Below are 25,014 nucleotides of genomic sequence, written 5' to 3'. Positions count from 1 at the left end.
CGGCAATTGGTCTGCCTCGCCGGTCAGCTCACAGACGCCCTCTCACAAGCGCAAGGGGGTATAATTTTTCGAGATTTGAGACCGACCGACAAGGCATCCTGCCCTGCCGCTTCCGCACAATCATCCCCACAGCAGACCCGACTTACCATCGTGGATAATCTCCTAAAGCACTTCGCGCAGTCATCGCAGCTCGCCGGCGGCAACGCCGCCTACATCGAGGATCTGTACGAGCAGTACCTCGTCGCCCCGGACAGTGTCGATCCGAAGTGGAAGAGCTACTTCGATGGCTTCGAAGGTCGCAATGCCGGTGATGTCCCACACTCGGCCGCCATCGCCCATATCCTCACCGCTTCCAAGCAGGCCGCCCATGCCGGCACCGGTGCAGGCGCCAGCGACGAGCGCGAGCGCAACGTCGGCCGCCTGATCACCGCCTACCGCGCTCGCGGTCACCTGGGCGCGCAGCTGGACCCGCTGGGCCTGACCCCGCCGGTCAATCCGCCGGACCTGGACCTGCCGTTCCACAGCCTGTCGCAGGCCGATCTGGACAGCGAGTTCAGCACCGGCGGTGTCGGCGGACAGCCGCGGATGAAGCTGAAGGACCTGCTGGCGCGCCTGAAGGCGACCTATGCCAGCACCATCGGCGCGGAGTTCATGCACATCCAGGAATTCGACCAGCGCCAGTGGATCTACCGTCGCCTGGAAGATGCCGGCGGCAAGATCGCAGGCGATGCGGCCAGCCGCAAGCGCACCCTGGAGCGGCTCACTGCCGCCGAAGGACTGGAGCGCTACCTGCACACCAAGTACGTCGGCCAGAAGCGCTTCTCGCTGGAAGGCGGCGATTCGCTGATCCCGATGATGGACGAAATCGTTCGCCAGTCCGGCAACGATCAGGTCAAGGACATCGTGATCGGCATGGCCCACCGCGGCCGCCTCAACGTGCTGGTCAATACGCTGGGCAAGAACCCACGCAAGCTGTTCGACGAGTTCGAAGGCAAGTTCGAACACGCCCATGACGACCGCGCACACACCGGCGACGTCAAGTACCACATGGGCTTCTCGGCCGACATCGCCGTTGGCACCGACAAGCAGGTGCACCTGGCGCTGGCCTTCAATCCTTCGCACCTGGAAATCGTCGACCCGGTCGTGGTCGGCAGCGTGCGCTCGCGTCAGGAGCGCTTCGGCGATACCGAGCGCAAGGCCGTGCTGCCCATCCTGATCCACGGCGATGCCGCATTCGCCGGCCAGGGCGTGGTCATGGAGCTGTTCCAGATGTCGCAGGCGCGCGGTTTCGCGGTCGGCGGCACGGTGCACATCGTGGTCAACAACCAGATCGGCTTCACCACCAGCACCCGCGACGATGCCCGCTCCACGCTGTACTGCACCGACGTGGCCAAGATGATCGGCGCACCGGTCTTCCACGTGAACGGCGACGACCCGGACGCGGTGATGTTCGTGTCCAAGCTGGCCTACGAGTTCCGCCAGCAGTTCAAGAAGGACGTGGTCATCGATCTGGTCTGCTACCGCCGCTGGGGCCATAACGAGGCCGACGAACCGGCCGCGACCCAGCCGGTGATGTACCAGACCATCCGCAAGCACAAGACCACCCGCGAACTGTACGCCGCCAAGCTGGAAAGCGAAGGCGTGCTGAGCGCCGACGAGGCCAAGGCACTGGTGGATGGCTACCGCAACAAGCTCGATTCCGGCGAATACACCACCGAGCTGGCCAAGCGCAAGCCGGACGAATTCGCCATCGACTGGTCCAGGTATTTGGTCGGCACCGCCGCCGATCCGGTCGATACGCGCGTCAAGCGCGAGCAGTTGGACCGCCTGGCCAAGCTGATCACCACGATTCCCGAAGGCGTCGAGCTGCACGCCCGCGTCGCCAAGATCTACGAAGATCGCGTCAAGATGGCCGCTGGCGACCAGCTCGGCGACTGGGGCTTCGCCGAGAACTTGGCTTACGCCACCTTGCTGGCCGAAGGCCACAAGCTGCGCCTGGTTGGCCAGGACGCCGGCCGCGGCACCTTCTTCCACCGTCACGCGATCCTGCATGACCAGAAGAACGACAATTACTACCTGCCGCTGCGCCAGCTGGTGCAGAACCCCGAGGACGCCACCATCATCGACTCGTTGCTGAGCGAGGAAGCGGTGATGGGCTTCGAATACGGCTACTCCACCACCGACCCGAATGCGCTGTGCATCTGGGAAGCGCAGTTCGGCGATTTCGCCAACGGCGCACAGGTGGTGATCGACCAGTTCATCGCCGCCGGCGAAGCGAAGTGGGGCCGCATCGCGGGCCTGTCGCTGTTCCTGCCGCACGGCTACGAAGGCCAGGGCCCGGAGCACAGCTCCGCACGTCTGGAGCGTTTTCTGCAGCTGTGCGCGCTGGAGAACATGCTGGTCTGCGTGCCCACCACGCCGGCGCAGTGCTTCCACATGATCCGCCGCCAGATGCGCATGACCACCCGCAAGCCGCTGGTGGTGATGACGCCCAAGTCGCTGCTGCGTCACAAGCTGGCGGTGTCGAGCCTGGAAGAACTGGCCGAGGGCGAGTTCCAGCACCTGATTCCCGACGCCAAGGCCGATGCGCAGAAGGTCAAGCGCGTGGTGCTGTGCTCGGGCAAGGTGTATTACGACCTGCTCGAAGACCAGACCAAGCGCGGCCAGGACGATGTCGCCATCGTGCGCATCGAGCAGCTGTACCCGTTTCCGCGTGCGCAGCTGGCGGCCGAGCTCAAGGGCTATGCCAACGCCACCGACGTGGTGTGGTGCCAGGAAGAACCGCAGAACCAGGGTGCGTGGTACCAGATCCGCCACCACCTGAACTTCTGCCTGGCCGGCGGCCAGAGCCTGCACTACGCGGGCCGCGCCCGCTCGCCCTCGCCTGCCGCCGGCCACATGGCCGACCACATCGTCGAACAGCAGACGCTGGTTGCCGATGCGCTGATCAACCCGTTCAACGACCAAGTCGCTGAATAACTCCTTCCCCAAAGACCGAAAACCCTAGGACGCTCCCCGAATGGCCACCGAAGTCAAAGTTCCGGTACTGCCCGAATCCGTTTCCGACGCCACCATCGCCAGCTGGCACAAGAAGGCCGGCGAAGCGGTCAAGCGCGACGAGAATCTGGTCGACCTGGAAACCGACAAGGTCGTGCTGGAAGTTCCCTCGCCGGTCGACGGCGTGCTGAAGGAAATCAAGTTCGACACCGGCAGCACGGTCACCAGCAATCAGATCCTGGCGATCATCGAGGAAGGCGCCACAGCTGCCGCTGCACCGGCTGAAGAGAAGAAGGCCGATGCACCGGCAGCTGCCGCAGCTCCGGCTCCGGCGGCTGCTCCGGCTCCGGCGGCTGCCGCTGCACCGGCAGCCGCGTCCAAGTCCGCTGCCGATTCGCTGCCCCCGGGTGCGCGTTTCTCCGCCATCACCCAGGGCGTGGATCCGGCCCAGGTCGAAGGCACCGGCCGTCGTGGTGCGGTGACCAAGGAAGACATCGTCAACTTCGCCAAGGCCGGCGGCGTGGGCAAGGCCTCGGGTGCCCGCCCGGAAGAACGCGTGCCGATGACCCGCGTGCGCAAGACCATCGCCAAGCGTCTGATGGAGTCCAAGAACTCCACCGCGATGCTGACCACCTTCAACGAAGTGAACCTGGCCAAGGTCTCGGCCGCGCGCAAGGAGCTGCAGGACGAGTTCCAGAAGGCGCACGGCATCAAGCTCGGTTTCATGAGCTTCTTCGTCAAGGCCGCCGCCAACGCGCTGCAGCGCTTCCCGCTGGTCAATGCCTCGATCGACGGCGACGACATCATCTATCACGGCTACAGCGACATCTCCATCGCCGTGTCCACCGACAAGGGCCTGGTCACGCCGGTGCTGCGTAACGTCGAACGCCAGTCGTTCGCCGACGTCGAACAGGGCATCGCCGACTACGCCGCCAAGGCACGCGCCGGCAAGCTGGGCCTGGACGACCTGCAGGGTGGCACCTTCACCATCACCAATGGCGGCACCTTCGGTTCGCTGCTGTCGACCCCGATCATCAACCCGCCGCAGAGCGCCATCCTGGGCATGCACGCGATCAAGGAACGTCCGATCGCCGAGAACGGCCAGGTCGTGATCGCCCCGATGATGTATCTGGCACTGTCCTACGACCATCGCATCATCGACGGCAAGGACTCGGTGCAGTTCCTGGTCGATATCAAGAACCAGCTGGAAAACCCGGGCCGCATGCTGTTCGGTCTGTGATGAAAGCCGGGATTGGGGATTCGGGATTGGGGATTGGCGAGAGCCGCCCTTTCCCAAGCATCCCGCTTTTACGAATCCCCAATCCCCAATTCCCAATCTCGTGAGCGAAGAATGAGCGAACAAGAACAATTCGACGTCGTCGTCATCGGTGCCGGTCCGGCCGGTTATCACGCTGCAATTCGCGCGGCCCAGCTGGGCATGAAGGTCGCCTGCATCGACGCGGCACTGGGCAAGGACGGCAAGCCCGCCCTGGGCGGTACCTGCCTGCGCGTGGGCTGCATTCCGTCCAAGGCGCTGCTGGATTCCTCGCGCCAGTTCTGGAACATGGGCCACCTGTTCGGCGACCACGGCATCAGCTTCAACGACGCCAAGATGGACGTGCCCACCATGATCGGCCGCAAGGACAAGATCGTGAAGCAGTTCACCGGCGGCATCGCGATGCTGTTCAAGGCCAACAAGATCACCCCGTACTACGGCTTCGGCCAGCTGCAGCCGGGCAACATCGTCAAGGTCACCCAGCACGAAGGTGGGGAGATCGAACTCAAGGGCACCAACGTGATCCTGGCGGCCGGTTCGGAATCGATCGAACTGCCGTTCGCCAAGTTCGACGGCGACACCATCGTCGACAACGTCGGCGGCCTGGATTTCACTGCCGTTCCCAAGCGCCTGGCGGTGATCGGCGCTGGTGTGATCGGCCTGGAGCTGGGCAGCGTGTGGAAGCGCCTGGGCGCCGAGGTCACCATCCTCGAGGCGCTGCCGGACTTCCTGGCGCTGGCCGATGCCGAAGTGGCCAAGACCGCGCTGAAGGAATTCAAGAAGCAGGGCCTGGACATCAAGCTCGGCGCCAAGGTCAGCAAGACCGAGATCACCGGCAGCGGCGATGCCAAGCAGGTGGTGCTCAGTTACACCGACGCTACCGGCGAGCAGACCCTGACCGTGGACAAGCTGCTGGTGGCCGTGGGCCGCAAGGCCGCCACCAAGAACCTGCTGGCCGAGGGCACCGGGGTCAAGGTCACCGACCGTGGCCAGATCGAGGTGGACGGGCATTGCCACACCGGCGTCGATGGCGTGTGGGCGATCGGCGACTGCGTGCGCGGCCCGATGCTGGCGCACAAGGGCTTCGAGGAAGGCATCGCGGTGGCCGAACTGATCGCCGGCCTGCCGGGTCACGTCAACTTCGACACCATTCCGTGGGTCATCTACACCGAGCCGGAAATCGCCTGGGTCGGCAAGACCGAGCAGCAGCTCAAGGCCGAGGGCGTGGCCTACAAGGCCGGTAGCTTCCCGTTCGCGGCGATCGGCCGTGCGGTGGCCATGGGCGAACCAGCCGGCTTCGTCAAGGTGATCGCCGATGCCGAAACCGACCGCGTGCTGGGCATGCACCTGGTGGGCGTGGGCGTCTCCGAGCTGGTGCACGAAGGCGTGCTGACGATGGAATTCAACGGCTCGGCCGACGATCTGGCCCGTATCTGCCATGCGCATCCGACGCTGTCCGAAGCCATCCACGATGCTGCGATGGCCGTGAGCAAGCGGGCGATCCATAAGGCCAACTAAGGTCGGGATTTGGGATTCGGGAGTGGGGATTCGCAACTGCGGTTCCCGCTCCTGAACCTCTCCCGGCAATGACATGGCGCCGGGGAAACCCGGCGTTATGTTTTTCAAGCCTGAAGAGCAGACAAATGCATCGGCAAGGGCCGGCCCCGAAGCATCGCGTGCGAGCAGCGCAGCCCCGCTTTTACGAATCCCGAATCCCACGAAAGCATCTCCGTCTCTCGACGGCTTTTCCAGATGACATAGACGCGCCCCACCGCGCTTTTACGAATCCCAAATCCCGAATCCCGAATCCCATGAAAAGCATCTGCGTCTATTGCGGCTCCAACGCCGGTAACAAGCCGGTCTATGCCGAACGCGCCACCGCCCTGGGCACGCGCATCGCCGAGCAAGGCCTACGCCTGGTCTACGGCGGCGGCAACGTCGGCCTGATGGGGACGGTGGCCAGCGCCGTCCTGGCCGCCGGCGGCGAGGTCACCGGTGTGATTCCCAAGCAGCTGGCGGACTGGGAAGTGGCGCACCGCGGCCTGACCGAACTGGAGATCGTCGGCTCGATGCACGAGCGCAAGATGCGCATGTTCGAGCTCTCCGATGCCTTCGTCGCCCTGCCCGGCGGCTTCGGCACCATGGAAGAGATCTTCGAGATGCTCACCTGGCGCCAGCTGGGCATCGGCAACAAGCCGTGCGCGTTCCTGGACATCGCCGATTTCTACGCGCCGCTGATCGGCATGATCGATCGCATGGTGGAAGAGCGCTTCCTGCATCCGGATCAACGCACCGACCTGTGGTATGGCAACGACATCGGGCAGATGCTCGAGTGGATGCAGCACTACACGCCGGCCCAGGCGTCGAAGTGGATCGACGAGAAGCGCCGCTCCACCCTGGTGTGATCATGCTGCCATCCGCATGCATTGCGGATGCACCGGGCTGCACGGCCCGTTCGTACTGACGGGCATCTGCTGCCATGCCGGTCCGCGATACCCCCGGGCCGGCAGCGCACGGCGCGAACAGCGACCTGGGGCAGCCGGCGAGACGACTGCGCAACCACCAGGCCGGTGCGGCGGCACTCCCAGTCGGCATCGGCCACTTGTACATCCCTTTTCCAGCTGCGCGGTCCACGCCCCTCTGGCGATCGCTTCGCTACGTCCTGTTGGCCGCCGTTGTCCTCGCCCGTTATCCAGTCACGACCCGGCGATCGCCGCGCCCGGACCAGAGGCGCCGACATGCTCGCCTGCGCCGCTGCACCGTGGCCGGTCGAAGTCGAAATGGCCGCACCACCTCGCATCCCCCGCCACGGCGTGCCACACCGCTTCGCATAGAATGACCGCGATGCCCGATACCCTTGCCGCTGACGCGCACCACAGCCTGGAGATCAAGCACAGTCGCTTCGTGGCGACCGCCTGTGCGCTGGAGTCTGCGCAGCAGGCGCTGGCCATCGTGCAGGACGTGGCGGTACCCGATGCCACCCACAATTGCTGGGCCTACCGCTTCGGGCAGGACTATCGCTCCAGCGACGACGGCGAACCCAGCGGCACTGCGGGACGGCCGATCCTGGCGGCCATCGATGGTCAGGGCTTCGATCGCGTGGTGGTCGTGGTCACGCGTTGGTATGGCGGCATCAAGCTCGGCGCCGGCGGCCTGGTGCGTGCCTACGGCGGAACCGCGGCCGAGTGCCTGCGGCTGGCGACGCGGCGGCCATTGATTGCCTCGACGCGGCTCGATCTGCGCTGCCAGTTCGACGACCTGGGCCTGGTACATGCGGCCCTTGCCGCGTTCCAGGCCGACAAGCTCGATGAGCGCTTCGATGCCGATGGCGCAGCGCTGCGCGTACAAGTGCAGGCAGATCGGCTTGCCGGCTTGAAAACCCGCCTGTGCGACGCCACTCGCAATCGTGTCCATCTCTCAATGCCGGAAGCCGCATGAATCAGCCAGCCGCCGCCAGGCCCAATCCGTTGCGGAAGCTTGGCAGCCTGCGCACCCTGTGGCCGTTCGTGCAGCGCCAGCGCGGGTTGTTCGCCGCCTGGCTGATCGCATTGGCAGTGTCCTCGGCAGCCACGCTGAGCCTGCCGGCCGCAGTCAAGCGCATGATCGACCACGGCTTCTCCGGCGGTGCGCAGATCAACCAGGCGTTCGCGTTGCTGTTCGCGGTGGCGGTGGTGCTGGCGCTGGCCACGGCGGCACGTTTCTATTTCGTCTCGCTATTGGGCGAAAAGGTCGTTGCCGATCTGCGCGGCCGCCTGTACGCGCATCTGATCGGGCTGGATGCGGGCTTTCACGACCGTAGCCGCAGCGGCGAACTGGTGTCGCGATTGTCGGCCGACAGCGAACTGCTGCGCGGGCTGATCGGCACCACCATGTCGGTGGCGTTGCGCAGCTCGGTCACGGTCATCGGCAGCATGGTGATGCTGTTCGTCACCAGCCCACGGCTGGCCGGCTTCACCCTGATCGGCATTCCGTTGGCGGTGTTGCCGATCGTGCTGGGCGCGCGCCGGCTGCAGAAGATCTCGCGCGCCAGCCAGGACCGCGTGGCCGACGCCAATACGCTGGCCGCCGAGACCCTGGGCGCGGTACGCACCGTACAGGCACATGCGCGCGAGCGCTACGAAAGCCAGCGTTTCAGTCAGGCCTTGTTCGCCGCCATCGACACCGCCCGCGTGCGGATCCGCACCCAGGCTGCGGTGACGGCGGTGGCGATCGTGCTGATCTTCGGCGCCATCGTCGCGGTGTTGTGGCTGGGCGCGCACGACGTGGTCTCCGGACGCATGACCCCCGGCACGCTGGGACAGTTCGTGTTGTATGCGCTGATCGGCGGCGGCTCGGTGGGCGCACTGGCCGAGGTCTGGAACGAATTGCAACGTGCCGCCGGCGGCATGGGCCGGGTGGGCGAACTGCTCGACGAGCAGCCGGTCATCGTCGCCCCGGCCATGCCCACGTTGCTGCCGCAGCCGCTGCATGGCGCGATCCACTTCGACAAGGTGGTCTTCCATTATCCGCAACGCCCGGATGCACCGGCGCTGGACGGTTTCGACCTGCATGTCAGCCCCGGCGAAACCGTGGCGCTGGTCGGTCCTTCCGGCGCCGGCAAGAGCACGGTGCTGTCGATGCTGCTGCGCTTCCACGACCCGCTGAGCGGCCGCGTGCGCGTCGACGAAGTGGATCTGCGCGACACCGATCCGGTGCGGCTGCGCGAGCATATTGCGCTGGTGCCGCAGCAGCCAACCCTGTTCGCCGCCAGTGCCGCCGACAACATCCGCTATGGGAGGCTGCAGGCCACCGACGCAGAGGTCGAAGCCGCCGCCGCCGCCGCCGAGGCCGATGGCTTCATCCGCGCCTTGCCACACGGCTACGCCAGCGAACTGGGCGAACGCGGCACCCGGCTGTCCGGCGGACAGCAGCAACGCATCGCGATCGCGCGCGCGCTGCTCAAGGATGCACCGATCCTGCTGTTGGACGAGGCCACCAGCGCGCTGGACGCGCAGAGCGAGCGCGCCGTGCAGCAGGCGCTGGACCGGCTGATGCAGGGCCGCACCACCCTGGTGATCGCGCACCGGCTGGCCACCGTGCTCAAGGCCGACCGCATCGTGGTGATGGATGCCGGCCGCATCGTGGCGCAGGGCACGCACGCGCAGCTGATCGCCGAAGGCGGCCTGTACGCGGAACTGGCGCGACTGCAGTTCATCGATCAGTGATGCCCGGCCGAGGCGCCGACGGCCGACACGGTCCGTTCACCGCCTTGGCGACGATGCTGCGCCCTCCCTTTCCCTGCACCGCTGCGCCCATGCCCCGCCCCAGACTCACGCTGCGCCAGCTCAGTTACTTCGTGGCCCTGGCCGAGACCGGCAGTTTCACCCGTGCGGCCGAGCAGATGGGAGTATCGCAGCCGTCGTTGTCGCAGCAGATCCGCGGGCTGGAAGCCATCATCGGCACGGCGCTGTTCGAACGCGGCGTGCCTGCCATCCTGACCCCGCTGGGCCGCGACCTGCGCGACCGCGCGCGCAGCATCCTGCTCGATGTCGCCGATCTGGAGGAGCTGCGCGCGAGCTCGGCCGATCCCTTGCTCGGCACCATCCGGCTCGGCGTCTCGCCGACGCTGGGCGCGTACCTGATGCCCAGCCTGGTGGCGCGCCTGCACCGCGAGCACCCTGCCCTGCGCGTGCATGTGCGCGAAGGCCTGCCGACCGTGCTCGCCAACGACCTGGCCAATGGCGTGCACGATCTGGTGCTGGCGCAGTTACCGGTCGCCGGACGCAACCTGCACAGCGAACGGCTATTCCGCGAGCCCTTGCACGTGACCATGGCCGCCGATCATCCGTTGCGCAGCAAACGCCATATCACCCCGGCCGACCTGCGCGGCGCCAACCTGCTGACGCTGATGCCGGAATACCGCCTGGCCGAACAGATCGGCGCGATCGCGGTGGATGTCGGCGCGAACGTCCTGCGCGATTACGAAGGAACGAGTCTGGATGCGATCCGACAGATGGCCGGCATGGGCATGGGGCTGGCCTTGTTGCCGGACCTGTACGTGCGCCAGGAAATCCGCGAGGGCGACGATGTGGTGGTACGTCCCATCAAGGGAGGGCGCTATTACAGGGAAATCGGCCTGCTCTGGCGACAGGGCGCCGGCCGCGCGCCCGCGTTCGGCCTGATCGCCGACTTGCTGCGTGCGGCGGCTGCATAGGAAAATCCTATGCAATGGATAAGCGGTTCGGCCTTGTCCTGATGCCGCAACTCGTCAATGCTTGTTTGAAATCAACAGTGGAAGGTACATGGCGGCAAAGCAGATCGGATGGCGGCAGGCAGCGGGCTGGCTGGCGGAAATCGTCGGGCCGGACATGCCGTATGTGCGCCTGACCCTGGTGTACGGCGTCGCAATCAGCCTGCTGTCGCTGGCCACCCCCATTTCGGTGCAATTGCTGATCAACAGCGTCGCCAACATCGCCTTGCCCACCCCGCTATGGACGCTGTCAGGCCTGTTGCTGGGCCTGTTGCTGCTGGTGGCGGGTCTGAGTGCAATGCGGGTGTGGGTCATGGCGCTGTTCGAGCGCCGGCTGTTCGCGCGAGTGGTGGCGGAGATCACGGTACGGGCGGTACATGCCCAGAACCCGTTCTTCGCCGATCAGAACCGCAACGACATGTTCAACCGCTACTTCGATCTGGTGGTGGTGCAGAAGGCCGTGCCCAGCCTGGCGATCGCTGCCTTCACCATCGTGCTGCAGTCGGCGGTGGGCCTGATCGTCACCAGTTTCTACCATCCGTTCTTCCTGGCCTTCAATGCGCTGCTGCTGCTGGTCATCTTCTCGATCTGGATGATCTGGTCGCGCGGTTCCATCCGGACCGCAGTCGAGTTGAGCCATGCCAAGCACAATGCCGCGCACTGGCTCGAGAGCGTCGGCGGCTCGAACGGCTTCTACAAGTCCAGCCGCCACCTCAACTTCGCGATGGACCGCTCCGAAGCGGTGACTGCCGCCTACGTCGAACGCCACCGCCGCCATTTCCGCTACACCTTCACCCAGACCCTGGCCTTCCTGCTGACCTATGCGGTGGCCAGTGCAGCACTGCTGGCCCTGGGCGGCAGCCTGATCCTGCGCGGAGAGTTGTCGATCGGCCAATTGGTCGCCGCCGAGCTGATCCTGAGCGCGGTGTTCTATGGCATTGCCCAACTCGGCGCCTATCTCGATACGTTCTACGACCTGGTCGCCAGCGCCGAGGAATTGTCGCTGCTGTACGCCATTCCGCAGGAGCGCGCGGTGGCGGTGCCCGGCAAGACCCCGAACAACAGCGCAGTGCGGCTGGATGGGGTGGTGATCGAAGGTGCGCGCTTCGATTTCGCGCTGGAAGCCGGTGAGCAATTGGTCACCTTGGCGTCCGGCGGCGCCGAGCGCCTGCTGGCGATGGTGCTCAAGCGCCACGCGGTCCCGGAGCGCGGGCTGGTGATGGTGGGCGGCGCGGACATGGCGACCTTCGACATGTATCTGCTGCGTTCGGAAGTGACGGTGCTCGATCGCCCCAGCATCGTGGAAGTCACCATCCGCGAGTACCTGTCGATGGCATCGCCGGACGTCAGTTCCGAGGCCATGCTCGAAGCGATCGATGCGGTGGGACTGCGGGCACGCATCGCCGCGCTTCCACAGGGCCTGGATACGCGCCTGGCCGCTTCGGGCTACCCGCTGTGGATCGGCGATGTGATGGGACTCAAGCTGGCCAATGCCTTGCTGGTACGGCCACGGGTACTGATGCTGTCGCAGTTGTTCGACCTCATTCCCACCGAACACCTGACCGCCGCGCTGCGCCGGCTCAAGGACGCCGGAACCACGGTGTTGCTCTGCACCGGCCGCCCGGAAGACATCACGCTGGATGGCTGGTTCCGCCTGGCACCCGGACACCAGCAACGCTACGCCACGCGGGCCGAACTGATCGCATCCGCGCAGGAGGCAGGCAATGCCGTACGCCCCTGACCGCGTCATGCATTTCCCCACGCTGGCGGCCATGCGCCCGCCCAGCATCGCCAAGGCGCTGGCGTGGATGCTGCTGATCGGCATCGTCCTCTGCGGCGCCATCCTGGCGCTGGTTCCCTGGGTGCAGACCGCCAGCGGCAAGGGCCAGGTGGTGGCGCTGGATCCCGACGATCGCCAACAGCAGGTCACCGCCTTCGTTCCTGGCCGGGTCGAGCGTTGGTACGTCCACGATGGCCAGCACGTCTCCAAGGGCGATCCGATCGCCCGGGTGGGCGATCTGGATCCGGACCTGCTCACCCGGCTCGCCAGCGAACGTGCGCAGGTGCAGGCCGAAATCACGGCCATCCAGCAATCGCGTGCGGTCGCCAGCATCGACGTGGAACGCAGCCGGCAATTGCTTGCCGAAGGCCTGGCCGGCCGTCGCGACTACGAGTTGACCCAGATCAAGGTTGCCGAGGCCGATGCCAAGCTGGCGGAGTCGCGCGCCAAGCTCACCCGCATCGACATCCAGTTGAATCGCCAGTCCGCCCAGCTGGTGCGCGCGCCTCGCGACGGTCGCGTGCAACAACTCAACGCTGCCAGCGGCAGCGCGATGGTCTCGCCAGGCACGGTGTTGGCGGTGATCGCCCCTGAACGCGTGGAACGCGCGGTCGAACTGTACATCGATGGCCGCGACGTACCGCTGATCCGTCCGGGCCGCCCGGTGCGGCTGGAATTCGAAGGCTGGCCGGCGATCCAGTTCAGCGGCTGGCCTTCGGTGGCGCACGGGATGTTCGACGGCCGCGTGCGCGCCATCGATCCCAACGCCGCCCCCGATGGCGTGTTCCGCATCCTGGTGGAACCGGCACCCGGCAAACCGGCATGGCCGGCCCAGGAATTCGCCCGCCAGGGCGGAAAGGTGCGCGGCTGGGTGCAGGGCGAGACGGTGAAGGTGGGCTACGAACTGTGGCGCCAGCTCAACAACTTCCCGCTGGAGTTCGGCCAGCGTCCCGCAGCGTCGATGCAGGAAGATGGCAAGGCCAAAGCCGCCGCCGGCAAGGCCGAAGACGACGCGACGGGCAAGAAATGATGCAGCGTCTTGCCGTCCTGTTGATCGCACTCTGCTCCGGTGCGGCGTTCGCCCAGTCGGCGCCGCTCACCCTGGACGAAGTGCTGCAGTCCTCGGCGCGTTCGGCGCCGCAGATCGTCGAAGCGCTGGCAAAGGTTCGCCAGGCCGAGGGCAAGGGCATCTCGGCCGATGGTGCCTTCGATACCGTGTTCGACATCGAAGGTCGCTCGCGCGAGGCCGGCTATTACGACGGCAGCACGATCGAAAGCGGCGTCAAACGGCCGTTCGAGAGCAACGGCGGCTATTACTACGGCGGCTACCGCTCCTCGCGTGGCGATTTCCCGGTTTACGAAGACAAGTCCTACACCGACCGCGGTGGCGAGGTGAAGGTCGGCGCGCTGTATGCGCTGCTGCGCGATCGCGTGGTGGACGAACGCCGCACCCGTCGCAGCGTGGCCAGTGCCGACATCAACGTGGCCCAGTACGAAGCCGAGATGGTGGCCATCGGCGTCCAGCGCCGCGCCGTCGACGCCTACCAGAGCTGGGTGGCGGCCGGCCTGAAGCTACGCGCCTACAGGGACCTGCTGGAGCTGGCCGAGCGCCGCCGCAACGCGATCTCCCGGCAGGTGACGCTGGGAGCCCGGCCGACCATCCTGTTGACCGAGAACGACCAGAACCTGGTGCGCCGCCGCGCGCTGGTGGTGCGCTCGGAGCAGGAGTTCGCCAGTGCGGCCAACAGCTTGTCGCTGTATCTGCGCGACGACGCCGGCATGCCGCTGATCGTCACCGCCGAGCGCCTGCCGGCCGATACGTCGGCCCTGGAGGGGCTGGCCGGAGCCAGCAAGATCACCGCACCGGTGGAACGTCCCGATTACCGCGCCGTGCTGACGCGCATCGATCAGGCCACCGCGCGGCTGATGCTGGCGCAGAACGACCTGAAACCGCGCCTGGATGTCAGCGTCGAGGTCAGCAAGGACCTGGGCCCGCCCGGGCTGGGTGGCCCGAACCGTTCGCCGACCGATGCCATCATCGGCTTCCGTTTCAGCGTGCCGTTGGAGAACCGGGCTGCCAAAGGCCGCGTCGCCGAAGCGCGCGCCGAGATCGAGGCGCTCGACCAGCGCAGTCGCTTCCTGCGCGACCAGATCTCGGTGGAGGTGGAGTCGGTGGTCATCTCGCTCACGGCGGCAGAGCGGCTGGCCAGGATCGCCGACGAAGAACGCAGCCTGGCGGACCGCCTGGCCGATGCCGAGCGGCGGCGCTTCGAGCTGGGGTCGGGCGATTTCTTCCTGGTCAACCAGCGCGAGGAAACCGCTAACGATGCCCGCGTGCGCCTGATCGATGCGCAGGCCCGTATCGCCTCGGCGCGTGCAGAGCTGGCAGCGGCGACCGCCGACCGCGACGCGTTACGGCTGAGCCGCTGAAACAGCCGCGCGAACGCCACCTCCCTGCCATGCCGTACGCCCATGCCGTGTCGCCCGGGCCGCTGCGCACAGTGCAGCAACCGGCTTGCACATGGCAGTCATCGCGTGGCCGGCGGCAGTACACCGGGCTCGGTGGCTGAACGCCCAGCCTTGTAGGCCTCGGCAGATCGTCGACAGGCCTTGCGAACTCGACCGACCGGTACCGCCGATGACGCCTGGATAACAGCTGCCTGCGCATGCTCGGGGCGCCGGTCCGGTACCGGCAGTGCGATCAGACGATCCGCACGGCAACCCTGGCTCTTTCGGAGGTGCTTATGTCTTTCCGGCAGTTTCCCGCCATCGGCGCCGATGGCGAACCCTACGTCATCATCGAATTCCGCGATGAACATCCGTCCGGCTCCGCCACACAGGCTGCGCCGCGCTACGAGCTCCCCGACGGCCGCCATCTGCAACGCCAAGGCCAGCGCTTCGTCACCGAAGGCGGCGAACTGCAGCTCTCGACGCCCTGACGACTGCCTGGTCATTTTTTGATCACTGCGGCCGAATTCCTTGTCCGACAACGGCTGGCGGAAGTTATCCACATGCTTGTGCAGATTTCATCCACACCCGGTGTGGATGAAATCCGCGGCCGCGCTCCGGCTGCGGGCGGTCTGCACTCGCACATGCATGCCTGTTGCTACACGCCGGCTGGCTTGCTCTTCCAGGCCAGCGACGCCAGCGGCAGCAGATTTTTACGGGACGGTCGGTCCGCCGGCCCGCGCGCCGGTGCCCGGTGCCACGCTCGCGTCAGCTCACACAGTACGGTCCGAACGCTCCAGCACCCGCCCGATCCCGCTGTCGTCGATCTCGATGGCGGCCCGGGACAGCGCGTGCCGATCGCTGTCCGGCTCGAATCCGATCCGGAAATGCAGCTCGCCCAGCGGCGTGCGCGAGGAATGGATGGAAGACAGATTCACCCCATGGCGTTCGAAGACATGCAGCAATGCCCGCAGCGAGCCGGGCTCATCCTGCGGCAGGTACACGCTCAAGGTCAGCGGCTCGGTGAGATCGGCCAGCAGGTAGCCGACGCGCTCATAGGTGTAGTTGCCCGCGGCCAGCGCGTCCTGCTGCAAGGCCTGTGCGTTGTCGTGCAGGAAGTGACGGCGGAACTGCGCACGCGCCGCGTCGTCGCCTTGCGCAACCAGGGCGCGCAGCTGCTGCAACTGCGACAACAACCGATCGAGCATCTCGCCGGCGTACGGATTGCCGAACTGGATATCCTCGTAGATCGCCGGATTGAGCGAAAGGATGCGCGCAATGACTGCGGTGTCCAATTCGAACGAGGCCGAGCGGTAGGGCATCAGCGCCTGCAGGTCGCCCAGCAACGGGGCGTAGTCGCGCAGGGTACCGGCCTGCGCCAGGTGGGTGGCGTGCACCATCGCCTGCACCAGCGCCATCACCCTGTCGTGGTGTTCGGGCGTGGTGTGGACGCACTGCGCCTGCAAGGCGGTGCACAACGTGCGCAGCCACCCCGACCAATGCTGCAGGCGTGCTTCGCAGACCACCATCACCCGACCCTTCAGGGTCGGCGATTTGGGCGGCGCGGTCATCGGATGCAAACCGACCACCTCGGCCGATGAGGCCAGCATCGCCGCCACCGGCGCCTGCTTGATCGAGGTGACGTCCATCCACAACTGCGACGCCGCACGGTCACCGGCCAGCGCGACATAGCGTCGTATCACTTCCGCAGTGTGGCGGATCGGCGCCGAGAAGATCAGCACATCCGCCTGCTGCGCCAGCGTGAGCTCGTCCATGCTCCCGGCATCGGCCGGGTCGAAGCCGATCACCTGCAACTGCAGGCGCGTGCGCAGGAACTGCGCCAGCCATCGCCCATAGGCGCCGGCACTGCCGACGATCCCGACCACCGGCTGAGCGATCATGCCAGCCGCTCGACCGCGAAGCGCGACGCGGCGGCAAGCGCTGCCGGCGCGGCCGCCAACACATCGAACTCCTCGACACCGGCTGCCAGCGTGGCCTCCAGCGCAGCATGCACGCCGCCGAGCGCGTGGCCCACCGCCTGCTCGAACGGCACATCGCGCAACAGAAACCCGATCAGCAAGGCCATCAGCACATCGCCGGTGCCGGCCACGTCAACCGGCAGATGCGGGCTGGACCAGCGATACACCGCGGTGTCGCTGACCGCCAGCGTCACCAGCTCGCCCGCACCGCCGGCGACGCTATGCGCCAGGACCCACTGCGGGCCACGCGCCAGCAGCGCGCGTGCGGCCACGATGGCATCGTCCTGTTGCAGGCTCGGCAGGCCGGTCAAGCGCTCCAGTTCGAAGGCGTTGGGCGTCACCAGCCAGGCATGCGGCAGCAGGCGCTCGGCGAACACGCGCTCCAGGCCCGGTTCGACGTAGGGGCCGGTATGCGTGTCGCCGATCACCGGATCCAGGCAATAACGCAGTTGTGGCGCCTGCGGCAGGGTCTGCTCCAGCCAGTCGGCGAAGGCCTCGCCGTTGGCCAGGCTGCCGAAGTAACCGGACACCAGCATGCGCGCACGTTGCGGCAGGCCGCGCTCGCTGGCGCCGAGCAACAGGTCGGCCAGCCAGTCAGCAGGCAGGATGCGGCCACGCAAGGTGGCATAGAACGGCGCGTTGCTCAGCAAGGTGGTGGGGACTTCGGCAACCCGCAGGCCCAATGCACGCAGTGGCGGCACGGCCGCGCTGTTGCCGGCATGGCCATAGACCAGTTGCGATTGCACCGAAATCACATCGACCGGCGCAGGACCATCCGGGCGCTGGCGGCGTCCGTGGACCAGATGACTATCGGGGGCATTGTTCATCGCAGCATCTTACGCCAGCGCCACGGCGTGCCCGCATTCGATCAATGCGACCGGCACCCGCTCGCCCCTATGTACATTGCCGCCAGGCCGGTCTTCGCTGGACCGGTCCATGCGCTGGCAGCAACCGATATCGCCTCCGATCTGCGGGAACTCCTGCCGCAAGAACGCAAATGCCGGCCCCTGGGCCGGCATCCGTCTGGAGAACCTCGCTCCAATCGTGCAACTTTCCGGGCATTCGGGAGCCGGCATCCGCTCCCGCGCATCCCGGATCGCCACGACGGCGCACCATCCCGGCGGGCCCGGCCATGCCGCCCTTGCGATTGCCCGATCCCGACTCCCGATTCCCTGCCTCAGGACGTCATGCGGTCCCAGAAACCCTTGACGCCATCGATGAAGGTGGCCGATTTGGGTGAATGCTTGCGGGCATCCTCACCGGTGAAGGTCGCTTCGAATTGCTGCAGCAACTCGCGCTGGTCGGCGGTCAGGTTGACCGGGGTCTCCACCACGACGCGGCAATACAGATCGCCCTCGCTGCGGCTGCGCACCGAACGCACACCCTTGCCGCGCAGGCGGAACAACTTGCCGGTCTGGGTCTCGGCCGGGATGCGGATCTCCGCCTCACCGCCCAGCGTGGCCACACGCACGGTGTCGCCGAGCGCCGCCTGCGAGATACGGATCGGCACCTCGCAATGCAGATCGTCGCCATCGCGCTGGAAAATCGCATGCTCGCGCACGCGCACTTCCACATACAGATCGCCCGGCGGCGTACCGGCCGGGCCGGCCTCGCCTTCGCCAGCCAGACGGATGCGGTCGCCGGTATCAACGCCGGCCGGCACCTTGATCGACAGCACCTTGTTTTCTTCAACCCGGCCAGCACCGCGGCAGGTCTTGCAGGGATTCTGGATCAGCGTGCCGCGTCCGTCGCAATGCGGGCAGCTCTGCTGCATGGCGAAGATGCCGCGCTGGATGCGCACCTGGCCGCGACCATGGCAGGTGCCGCAGGTCTCCACCTTGCCGTCTTCCGAGCCGCTGCCATGGCAGGGCGCGCATTCCACCAGCGTGGGGATCTCGATGCGCCGCTCGAGGCCGGCGACGGCTTCTTCCAGATCCAGTTCCAGTACGTAACCGACGTCGGCACCGCGTCGCGCAGCGCGCGGACCGGCGGCGCCACCGCCGAAAATGTTTCCGAAGATATCGCCGAAGATATCGCCCATGTCCGGGCCACCCGGGCCACCACCGCCCATGCCATGCTCGAACGCCGCATGGCCATGCGCGTCGTAGGCGCGCCGCTTGTTGCCATCGGATAGCACTTCGTAGGCTTCCTTGCATTCCTTGAACGCCGCTTCGGCGGCAGCGTCGCCAGGATTGCGATCGGGATGGTGCTTCATGGCACACCGCCGATACGCCTTTTTCAGCTCGTCGTCGCTGGCGCCACGGGCAACGCCCAGCACTTCGTAGTAATCGCGTTTGCTCATAAGCCGGGATTCGTGATTCGTGATTCGTGATTCGTTGAAACGCGAAAGCGGACAGCGTGCGCTGGTCCGCCTTGGCGACGCGACGCGTAGAGGATATCGGGACGGGGATCGGCAAGCTTTAGCGCTTGCCGATCCCCATTCCCGACTCCCAAATCACGGCTTACTTCTTGTCGTCCTTGACCTCGGTGAACTCGGCGTCCACCACGTCGTCGGCAGCCTTGGAGGCCTGCGCATTGCCACTGGCCGCATCGGCACCACCGCCCTGCTCTGCCGCAGCGGCCGCTGCGTACAGCGACTGGCCGGCCTCTTCCAGGGTCTTGCTGCGCGCTTCGATCTGCGCCTTGTCGTCGCCCTTCATGGCGGTTTCCAGGTCGGCCAGCGCCGCTTCCACCTTGCCGATCACATCGCCACCGACCTTGCTGCCATGCTCGGTGATCGCGGTACGGGTGGCGTGGATCAGGCCATCAGCCTGGTTGCGGGTCTGCACCAGCTCGTGGAACTTCTTGTCCTCTTCGCGGTTGGCTTCCGCGTCGGCGACCATGCGCTGGATCTCTTCGTCCGACAGGCCCGAACCGGCTTTGATCTCGACCTTCTGTTCCTTGTTGGTCTTCTTGTCCTTGGCCGACACGTGCAGGATGCCGTTGGCGTCGATATCGAAGGACACTTCCACCTGCGGCATGCCGCGCGGCGCCGGCTCGATGCCGGACAGGTCGAACTTGGCCAGCGACTTGTTGAAGCGGGCCTGCTCGCGCTCACCCTGCAGCACGTGCACGGTCACGGCCGACTGGTTGTCCTCGGCGGTGGAGAAGGTCTGCGAGGCCTTGGTCGGGATGGTGGTGTTCTTTTCGATGATCTTGGTGAACACGCCGCCCATGGTCTCGATACCCAACGACAGCGGGGTCACGTCCAGCAGCAGCACGTCCTTTACGTCGCCGGCCAGCACGCCGCCCTGGATCGCGGCACCCACGGCCACGGCTTCGTCCGGGTTGACGTCCTTGCGCGGTTCCTTGCCGAAGAAGTCGGCAACCGCCTGCTGCACCTTCGGCATGCGGGTCTGGCCGCCGACCAGGATCACTTCGTTGATGTCGCTGGCGCGCAGGCCGGCGTCGTTCAACGCGGTGCGGCACGGCTCGATCGACTTCTTGACCAGGTCTTCCACCAGCGCCTCGAGCTTGGCACGGGTCAACTTGATGTTGAGGTGCTTCGGGCCCGATGCATCGGCGGTGACGTACGGCAGGTTCACCTCGGTCTGCTGGCTGGACGACAGCTCGATCTTGGCGCGCTCTGCAGCATCCTTCAGGCGCTGCAGCGCCAGCGGATCCTTGCGCAGGTCGATGCCCTGGTCCTTGTTGAATTCGTCGACCAGGTACTCGATGACACGGTTGTCGAAGTCTTCGCCGCCCAGGAAGGTGTCGCCATTGGTGGCCAGCACTTCGAACTGCTTCTCGCCGTCGACTTCGGCGATTTCGATGATCGACACGTCGAAGGTGCCGCCGCCCAGGTCGTACACGGCGATCTTGCGGTCGCCGCCATTCTTGTCCAGGCCATAGGCCAGGGCCGCAGCGGTCGGCTCGTTGATGATGCGCTTGACGTCCAGACCGGCGATGCGGCCGGCGTCCTTGGTGGCCTGGCGCTGGCTGTCGTTGAAGTACGCCGGCACCGTGATCACCGCTTCGGTGACCTTCTCGCCCAGGAAGTCCTCGGCGGTCTTCTTCATCTTCTCAAGCACGCGCGCGGAGATCTCCTGCGGCGCCATGCGCTTGGCATCGCTGGTCTGCACCCAGGCGTCGCCGTTGTCGTGCGCCAGGATGCCGTACGGCACGTGGGAGATGTCCTTCTGCACTTCGCCGTCGGTGAACTTGCGGCCGATCAGGCGCTTCACCGCGTAGAAGGTGTTCTTCGGGTTGGTCACCGCCTGGCGCTTGGCCGAGGCACCGACCAGCACTTCGCCGTCCTTGGTGTAGGCGACGATCGAAGGCGTGGTGCGGTCGCCCTCGGAATTTTCGATGACGCGGGCCTTGCCGCCGTCCATGATCGCCACGCACGAGTTCGTGGTGCCGAGGTCAATACCAATGATCTTGCCCATGGATACGCTCCTGATGAGTCTTTAGCTGTGTCCGGCGACGCCGGGTCTGGCTGAGATGTGGGGGTGGCGCGCAGGTGTTCAAGCCACCTGTGCGCATCTGTGTTTCATCCGTGCGCCTGGCAGTTCAGCCGGCGCTGCGGTCAGTCGTGCTTGGCCACGACCACCAGGGCCGGACGCAGCAGGCGATCGTTGAGCAGATAGCCCTTCTGGAAGACCTGCACGATATGGCCCGGCGCGATGCCCTCGGCCTCGCCCTGGCTGATCGCCTGGTGCTGGTCCGGATTGAACGGCTGGCCGACCGGGTCGAGCAGGGTCAGGCCGTTGTCGGCGGCGACCTTGAGCAATTGCTTGTAGGTCATGTCCAGACCGTCGCGCAGCGGGCTGGGTTGGCTGCCGGCGGCGGTCAGCCCTGCATCCAGGCTGTCGAACACCGGCAGCAATTCGCCGAGCAGCTTCTCGTTGGCGAACTTGCGGGCGTTTTCCACATCACGCGCAATGCGCTTGCGCTGGTTTTCCAGATCCGCGCGTTCGCGCAGGGCGTCGGCCTTGACCAGGGCGATCTCGCTTCGCAACGACTCGATCTCGGCCTTGAGCGGATCGGTCTCGGGCGGGTTCTGGGACAGGTCTTCGGAGTCGAATTCGGGGTGGTCTTGAGTCATGTGCAGTTCCCGGGCAAGCGGAACGCCCGCCCCAACGTCACCCCGTATGTGGGCGCCGGCGCGCGTTTCAAGCAAGCGATCGCACCGATCGCCATCGGTTATCGCGCGCCGGGCGGCTCCATCGCCGCACCCAGCACCTGGGCGGCGGTCTGCACCAGCGGGATCACCCGGTCGTAGGCCATGCGTTTGGGGCCGATCACCCCCAGCACGCCCAGTACCTGCCCGCCGGCCGCATACGGCGCGGTGACCAGAGAGACGTCTTCCAGCGAGACCATGCCGGTTTCCTCGCCGATGAAGATGCGCACGCCCGGCGCCTGGATGGTGCGTTCGAGCAGCTGCAGGATCTCGCGCTTGCTGGCGAAGGCCTCGAACAGCTCGCGCAGGCGGTCCAGATCCGACAGGTCCTGCACCCCCATCAGCCGGGTCTGACCGGCCATCACCATGTCCTCGCCGGCAGCGGGCACCAGGGCTTCGCTGGCCAGGTCCACGCTGTGCGCCAGCAGTTGCTCCATCTCGTTCTTGGCCGTGCGCAGCTCGCGCAGCAGGCTGGCGCGGATGTCCGCCAGCGCGCGCCCGGCGAACTGTGCGTTGAGATAGTTGGCCACCCGTTCCAGCTCGGCCGGCTCGTAGGCCCGGCGCGGCTCGATCACCCGGTTCTGCACCTCGTTGTCGGCGAACACCAGGATCGCCAGTACCCTCCGCGCATCCAGCGGCACGAAATCGATGTGCCGGAACGCGAACTGCTCGCGCCGCGGCGCGCTGACCACGCCGACGAAGTGGCTCATCGCCGACAGCATCTGCGAGGCGCTGCCGAGCAGCGACTGGGTCCCGTTGCCGCTGGCCAGCTCCGCGCGCAGGCGGCGCACTTCGTCTTCGCCCGGTGGCTGCATCTGCACCAGGCTGTCCACGAACACCCGGTAGCCATGCGCGGTGGGCACACGCCCGGCGGAGGTATGCGGGGAACTGAGCAGGCCCACGTCTTCCAGATCGGCCAAAATATTCCGGATGGTGGCCGGGCTCACGTCCAGCCCGGCATGCCGGGCCAGCGTCTTGGACCCCACCGGCTCGCCGTCGCGGATGTAGCGCGCAATCAGCGTGCGCAGCAACTGCCGGGCGCGGGGGTCGAGCATTGGGGACTGGGACGCGCGCATGGGATCATCCGGTGAGACTGGGCATAGATAATGTCTGGCCCCAGGGATGGCAAGCGCCCGACTCCCTGCCCGCGCCCTCCTGCCCTAAGCTTCCCTAACGCATTCACGCCCATCCCCATGCTCAGACATCTCTCGATCAAGGATTTCGCCGTCGTCCGCGCCACCGAACTGGAATTCGGGCCGGGCATGACCGTGGTGTCGGGCGAGACCGGCGCCGGCAAGTCGCTGATGGTGGACGCGCTGGGCTTCCTGTCCGGCCTGCGCGCCGACAGCGGCGTGGTGCGCCATGGCGCCGATCGCGCCGAGCTGTCGGCCGAATTCCAGTTGCCGGCCGAGCATCCCGGGCTGCGCTGGCTGGCCGACAACGAGCTCGACGACGATGCCCAGTGCCAGCTGCGCCGGATCATCCGTGCCGACGGCGGCTCGCGCGCCTGGATCAACGGCCGCCCGGTCACCTCCTCGCAACTGGCCGAGCTCGCGGCGCGGCTGGTGGAGATCCACGGCCAGCACGAGCACCAGGCCCTGATGGCCCGCCACAGCCAGCTCGCCCTGCTCGATGCCTATGCCCGCAACAGCGCGCAGCGCGAACAGGTGCGCCAGGCCAGCCAGCGCTGGCAGGCGCTGCTGGACGAACGCGACGCACTGGCGGCGCAAGGCGATGTTTCCGACCGCATCGGCTTTCTGGAGCACCAGCTGGCCGAACTGGAACGTGAAGACCTGGATCCGGCGGCGATCGCGGCACTGGACATCAACCACCGCCGCCAGGCGCATGCCACGGCCTTGATCGGCGCCTGCGACAGCGTGGCCCGGCAGCTCAACGGTGACGACGGGGCCTCGGCCCTGGGCTTGCTGCAGGACAGCCGCCACGATCTGGCGCGCGTGGCCGAGCACGAACCGCGCCTGGGCGAGGTGGACGCGCTGCTGGACAGCGCCGTCATCCAGATCGAAGAAGCGCTGGCCCTGCTGGACCGCGTGCGCGACGACCTGGACGCCGACCCGGCCCAGTTCGAGGCCATGGAACGGCGTCTCGGCCGCCTGCACGACCTGGCCCGCAAGCACCGCGTGGCCCCGGATGCGCTGGCCGCGCACCGCGACCATCTGAGCGCCGAGGTCGAGAGCCTGCGCGGCGCCGACGAGCGCCTGCAGCAGTTGGACAAGCACATCGCCACCGCCACCGAGGCCTGGCGCAGCGCCGCCGCCGTCCTGAGTGCCGGCCGCGCCGATGCCGCCGACGCCTTGTCGGCGGCCACGACCGCGCTGATCGGCGAGCTGGGCATGGGCGGCGGGCAGTTCCTGATCCAGCTACAACCCCATGACAGCCTGCGCCCGGATCCCAACGGCGCCGAGCGCGTCGAATTCCTGGTCGCCGCCAATGCCGGCCAGCCACCACGCGCCTTGCGCAAGGTCGCCTCCGGCGGCGAGCTGTCGCGCATTTCGCTGGCCATCGAGGTGGCCGCACTTGGCCTGGACAGCGTGCCGACCATGGTCTTCGACGAAGTGGATTCGGGCATCGGCGGCGCAGTGGCCGATATCGTCGGCCAGAAACTGCGCGCGCTCGGCGAGGAACGGCAGGTATTGTGCGTCACCCATCTGCCGCAGGTCGCGGCCAAGGGCCATGCGCACTACCGGGTCAGCAAGGCGCCGGTGGACGACATGACCCAGAGCGCGGTCGAACTCCTCGGCCCGCAGGCACGCCAGGAAGAACTCGCGCGCATGCTCGGCGGGGTGGAAGTCAGCAAGGAAGCCCGCGCGGCCGCGCGCAAGCTACTGCAGAGCGCCTGACCGGGGACGGCAGCGACGGGCCCTGCGGCAGTCTGACCGACCGGGACCACCCTGACACACCGAGGACCGCCATCCGAGGACTGCCCCTCGCCCATCAGCCTCGCTCCCTTCATCCGCCCGCGGGGGCATCAGCCTCGCTCCCTTCCCCCCGCCCGCGGGGGCATCGGTCTCGCTCCCTTCCCCCGCCTGCGGGGGAAGGTGCCCGAAGGGCGGATGGGGGCAACATTGCTGCGAGGCGACCAGCACACGCGCGACAAGCGCAAACGGTGTTGCCCCTCCCTCATCCGGCGCTGCGCGCCACCTTCTCCCGCCAGCGGGAGAAGCG

The 25,014-nt window shown here is 66.7% G+C and carries 18 protein-coding genes; 12 read left to right on the top strand and 6 right to left on the bottom strand.

What is annotated here, in order from left to right; all coding sequences use genetic code 11:
- The first annotated feature begins 150 nt into the window (after positions 1 to 150).
- From LL962_RS17105 to LL962_RS17055, 11 genes are all read left to right on the top strand, one after another.
- Entirely contained in the window at positions 151 to 2,979 is a 2,829-nt protein-coding gene (locus LL962_RS17105) for a 2-oxoglutarate dehydrogenase E1 component (protein WP_441004882.1), read from the top strand.
- Positions 2,980 to 3,019: 40 nt separating this feature from the next.
- On the top strand, positions 3,020 to 4,237 hold the full coding sequence (sucB, locus tag LL962_RS17100) for a dihydrolipoyllysine-residue succinyltransferase (RefSeq protein ID WP_104587949.1): 1,218 nt from the start codon (positions 3,020 to 3,022) through the stop codon (positions 4,235 to 4,237).
- A gap of 111 nt (positions 4,238 to 4,348) precedes the next feature.
- Positions 4,349 to 5,791 (top strand): dihydrolipoyl dehydrogenase, encoded by a 1,443-nt coding sequence (gene lpdA, locus LL962_RS17095; protein ID WP_017156789.1) that lies wholly within the window; start codon positions 4,349 to 4,351, stop codon positions 5,789 to 5,791.
- A 293-nt stretch (positions 5,792 to 6,084) separates the two neighbouring features.
- Positions 6,085 to 6,678 (top strand): LOG family protein, encoded by a 594-nt coding sequence (locus tag LL962_RS17090; RefSeq protein ID WP_228317761.1) that lies wholly within the window; start codon positions 6,085 to 6,087, stop codon positions 6,676 to 6,678.
- Between the two features lie 430 nt (positions 6,679 to 7,108).
- Positions 7,109 to 7,711: an IMPACT family protein gene (locus LL962_RS17085; RefSeq protein WP_228317760.1), complete on the top strand. Its 603-nt coding sequence runs from the start codon at positions 7,109 to 7,111 to the stop codon at positions 7,709 to 7,711.
- A complete protein-coding gene (locus LL962_RS17080) occupies positions 7,708 to 9,477 on the top strand; it encodes an ABC transporter transmembrane domain-containing protein (protein WP_228317759.1) in 1,770 nt (589 codons plus the stop codon). The genes LL962_RS17085 and LL962_RS17080 overlap by 4 nt, the downstream gene beginning before the upstream one ends.
- 89 nt (positions 9,478 to 9,566) lie before the next feature.
- On the top strand, positions 9,567 to 10,466 hold the full coding sequence (locus tag LL962_RS17075; protein WP_104587952.1) for a hydrogen peroxide-inducible genes activator: 900 nt from the start codon (positions 9,567 to 9,569) through the stop codon (positions 10,464 to 10,466).
- A gap of 88 nt (positions 10,467 to 10,554) precedes the next feature.
- Positions 10,555 to 12,243, top strand: coding sequence for an ABC transporter ATP-binding protein (locus LL962_RS17070; RefSeq protein ID WP_228317758.1), 1,689 nt, complete (start codon positions 10,555 to 10,557; stop codon positions 12,241 to 12,243).
- Entirely contained in the window at positions 12,227 to 13,312 is a 1,086-nt protein-coding gene (locus LL962_RS17065; RefSeq protein WP_228317757.1) for an HlyD family secretion protein, read from the top strand. The genes LL962_RS17070 and LL962_RS17065 overlap by 17 nt, the downstream gene beginning before the upstream one ends.
- Positions 13,309 to 14,712: a TolC family protein gene (locus tag LL962_RS17060; protein WP_228317755.1), complete on the top strand. Its 1,404-nt coding sequence runs from the start codon at positions 13,309 to 13,311 to the stop codon at positions 14,710 to 14,712. The genes LL962_RS17065 and LL962_RS17060 overlap by 4 nt, the downstream gene beginning before the upstream one ends.
- Before the next feature lie 314 nt (positions 14,713 to 15,026).
- Entirely contained in the window at positions 15,027 to 15,221 is a 195-nt protein-coding gene (locus LL962_RS17055; protein ID WP_104587956.1) for a hypothetical protein, read from the top strand.
- A gap of 282 nt (positions 15,222 to 15,503) precedes the next feature.
- Here the strand turns inward: LL962_RS17055 and LL962_RS17050 are convergent, their stop codons facing one another.
- The 6 genes from LL962_RS17050 to hrcA all read right to left on the bottom strand — a co-directional run bounded on the left by LL962_RS17050 (position 15,504) and on the right by hrcA (position 22,886).
- Positions 15,504 to 16,631: a prephenate dehydrogenase gene (locus tag LL962_RS17050; RefSeq protein WP_228317753.1), complete on the bottom strand. Its 1,128-nt coding sequence runs from the start codon at positions 16,629 to 16,631 to the stop codon at positions 15,504 to 15,506.
- Positions 16,628 to 17,536 carry a pyridoxal kinase gene (gene pdxY / locus LL962_RS17045; protein WP_228317752.1) on the bottom strand — a complete coding sequence of 303 codons (909 nt, stop codon included), beginning with the start codon at positions 17,534 to 17,536 and terminating at the stop codon, positions 16,628 to 16,630. The genes LL962_RS17050 and pdxY overlap by 4 nt, the downstream gene beginning before the upstream one ends.
- A 350-nt stretch (positions 17,537 to 17,886) precedes the next feature.
- Positions 17,887 to 19,011, bottom strand: coding sequence for a molecular chaperone DnaJ (gene dnaJ / locus LL962_RS17040; protein WP_228317750.1), 1,125 nt, complete (start codon positions 19,009 to 19,011; stop codon positions 17,887 to 17,889).
- A 160-nt stretch (positions 19,012 to 19,171) separates the two neighbouring features.
- Positions 19,172 to 21,097, bottom strand: coding sequence for a molecular chaperone DnaK (dnaK, locus tag LL962_RS17035; protein ID WP_104587961.1), 1,926 nt, complete (start codon positions 21,095 to 21,097; stop codon positions 19,172 to 19,174).
- Positions 21,098 to 21,237: 140 nt separating this feature from the next.
- Positions 21,238 to 21,756: a nucleotide exchange factor GrpE gene (gene grpE, locus LL962_RS17030; RefSeq protein WP_228317749.1), complete on the bottom strand. Its 519-nt coding sequence runs from the start codon at positions 21,754 to 21,756 to the stop codon at positions 21,238 to 21,240.
- A 98-nt stretch (positions 21,757 to 21,854) separates the two neighbouring features.
- Positions 21,855 to 22,886 carry a heat-inducible transcriptional repressor HrcA gene (gene hrcA, locus LL962_RS17025; protein WP_167395370.1) on the bottom strand — a complete coding sequence of 344 codons (1,032 nt, stop codon included), beginning with the start codon at positions 22,884 to 22,886 and terminating at the stop codon, positions 21,855 to 21,857.
- 138 nt (positions 22,887 to 23,024) lie between these two features.
- Here hrcA and recN point away from each other — a divergent pair, with 138 nt between their 5' ends.
- Complete coding sequence (recN, locus tag LL962_RS17020) at positions 23,025 to 24,689, top strand: DNA repair protein RecN (protein ID WP_228317748.1); 1,665 nt, start codon at positions 23,025 to 23,027, stop codon at positions 24,687 to 24,689.
- The last annotated feature ends 325 nt before the right edge of the window (positions 24,690 to 25,014 follow it).

The organism is Xanthomonas sp. NCPPB 1067 (genome assembly GCF_020783795.1).
GTDB classification, from domain to species: Bacteria; Pseudomonadota; Gammaproteobacteria; order Xanthomonadales; family Xanthomonadaceae; genus Xanthomonas; species Xanthomonas melonis.
This window is presented reverse-complemented; position numbering and strand designations above follow the sequence as displayed.

Excerpts from the sequence above, each read along its gene's own strand:
- sucB (WP_104587949.1), top strand. The coding sequence starts at position 3,020 with ATGGCCACCGAAGTCAAAGTTCCGGTACTGCCCGAATCCGTTTCCGAC.
- lpdA (WP_017156789.1), top strand. The coding sequence starts at position 4,349 with ATGAGCGAACAAGAACAATTCGACGTCGTCGTCATCGGTGCCGGTCCG.
- LL962_RS17090 (WP_228317761.1), top strand. The coding sequence starts at position 6,085 with ATGAAAAGCATCTGCGTCTATTGCGGCTCCAACGCCGGTAACAAGCCG.
- LL962_RS17085 (WP_228317760.1), top strand. The coding sequence starts at position 7,109 with ATGACCGCGATGCCCGATACCCTTGCCGCTGACGCGCACCACAGCCTG.
- LL962_RS17080 (WP_228317759.1), top strand. The coding sequence starts at position 7,708 with ATGAATCAGCCAGCCGCCGCCAGGCCCAATCCGTTGCGGAAGCTTGGC.
- LL962_RS17075 (WP_104587952.1), top strand. The coding sequence starts at position 9,567 with ATGCCCCGCCCCAGACTCACGCTGCGCCAGCTCAGTTACTTCGTGGCC.
- LL962_RS17070 (WP_228317758.1), top strand. The coding sequence starts at position 10,555 with ATGGCGGCAAAGCAGATCGGATGGCGGCAGGCAGCGGGCTGGCTGGCG.
- LL962_RS17065 (WP_228317757.1), top strand. The coding sequence starts at position 12,227 with ATGCCGTACGCCCCTGACCGCGTCATGCATTTCCCCACGCTGGCGGCC.
- LL962_RS17060 (WP_228317755.1), top strand. The coding sequence starts at position 13,309 with ATGATGCAGCGTCTTGCCGTCCTGTTGATCGCACTCTGCTCCGGTGCG.
- LL962_RS17055 (WP_104587956.1), top strand. The coding sequence starts at position 15,027 with ATGTCTTTCCGGCAGTTTCCCGCCATCGGCGCCGATGGCGAACCCTAC.
- LL962_RS17050 (WP_228317753.1), bottom strand. The coding sequence starts at position 16,631 with ATGATCGCTCAGCCGGTGGTCGGGATCGTCGGCAGTGCCGGCGCCTAT.
- pdxY (WP_228317752.1), bottom strand. The coding sequence starts at position 17,536 with ATGAACAATGCCCCCGATAGTCATCTGGTCCACGGACGCCGCCAGCGC.
- dnaJ (WP_228317750.1), bottom strand. The coding sequence starts at position 19,011 with ATGAGCAAACGCGATTACTACGAAGTGCTGGGCGTTGCCCGTGGCGCC.
- dnaK (WP_104587961.1), bottom strand. The coding sequence starts at position 21,097 with ATGGGCAAGATCATTGGTATTGACCTCGGCACCACGAACTCGTGCGTG.
- grpE (WP_228317749.1), bottom strand. The coding sequence starts at position 21,756 with ATGACTCAAGACCACCCCGAATTCGACTCCGAAGACCTGTCCCAGAAC.
- hrcA (WP_167395370.1), bottom strand. The coding sequence starts at position 22,886 with ATGCTCGACCCCCGCGCCCGGCAGTTGCTGCGCACGCTGATTGCGCGC.
- recN (WP_228317748.1), top strand. The coding sequence starts at position 23,025 with ATGCTCAGACATCTCTCGATCAAGGATTTCGCCGTCGTCCGCGCCACC.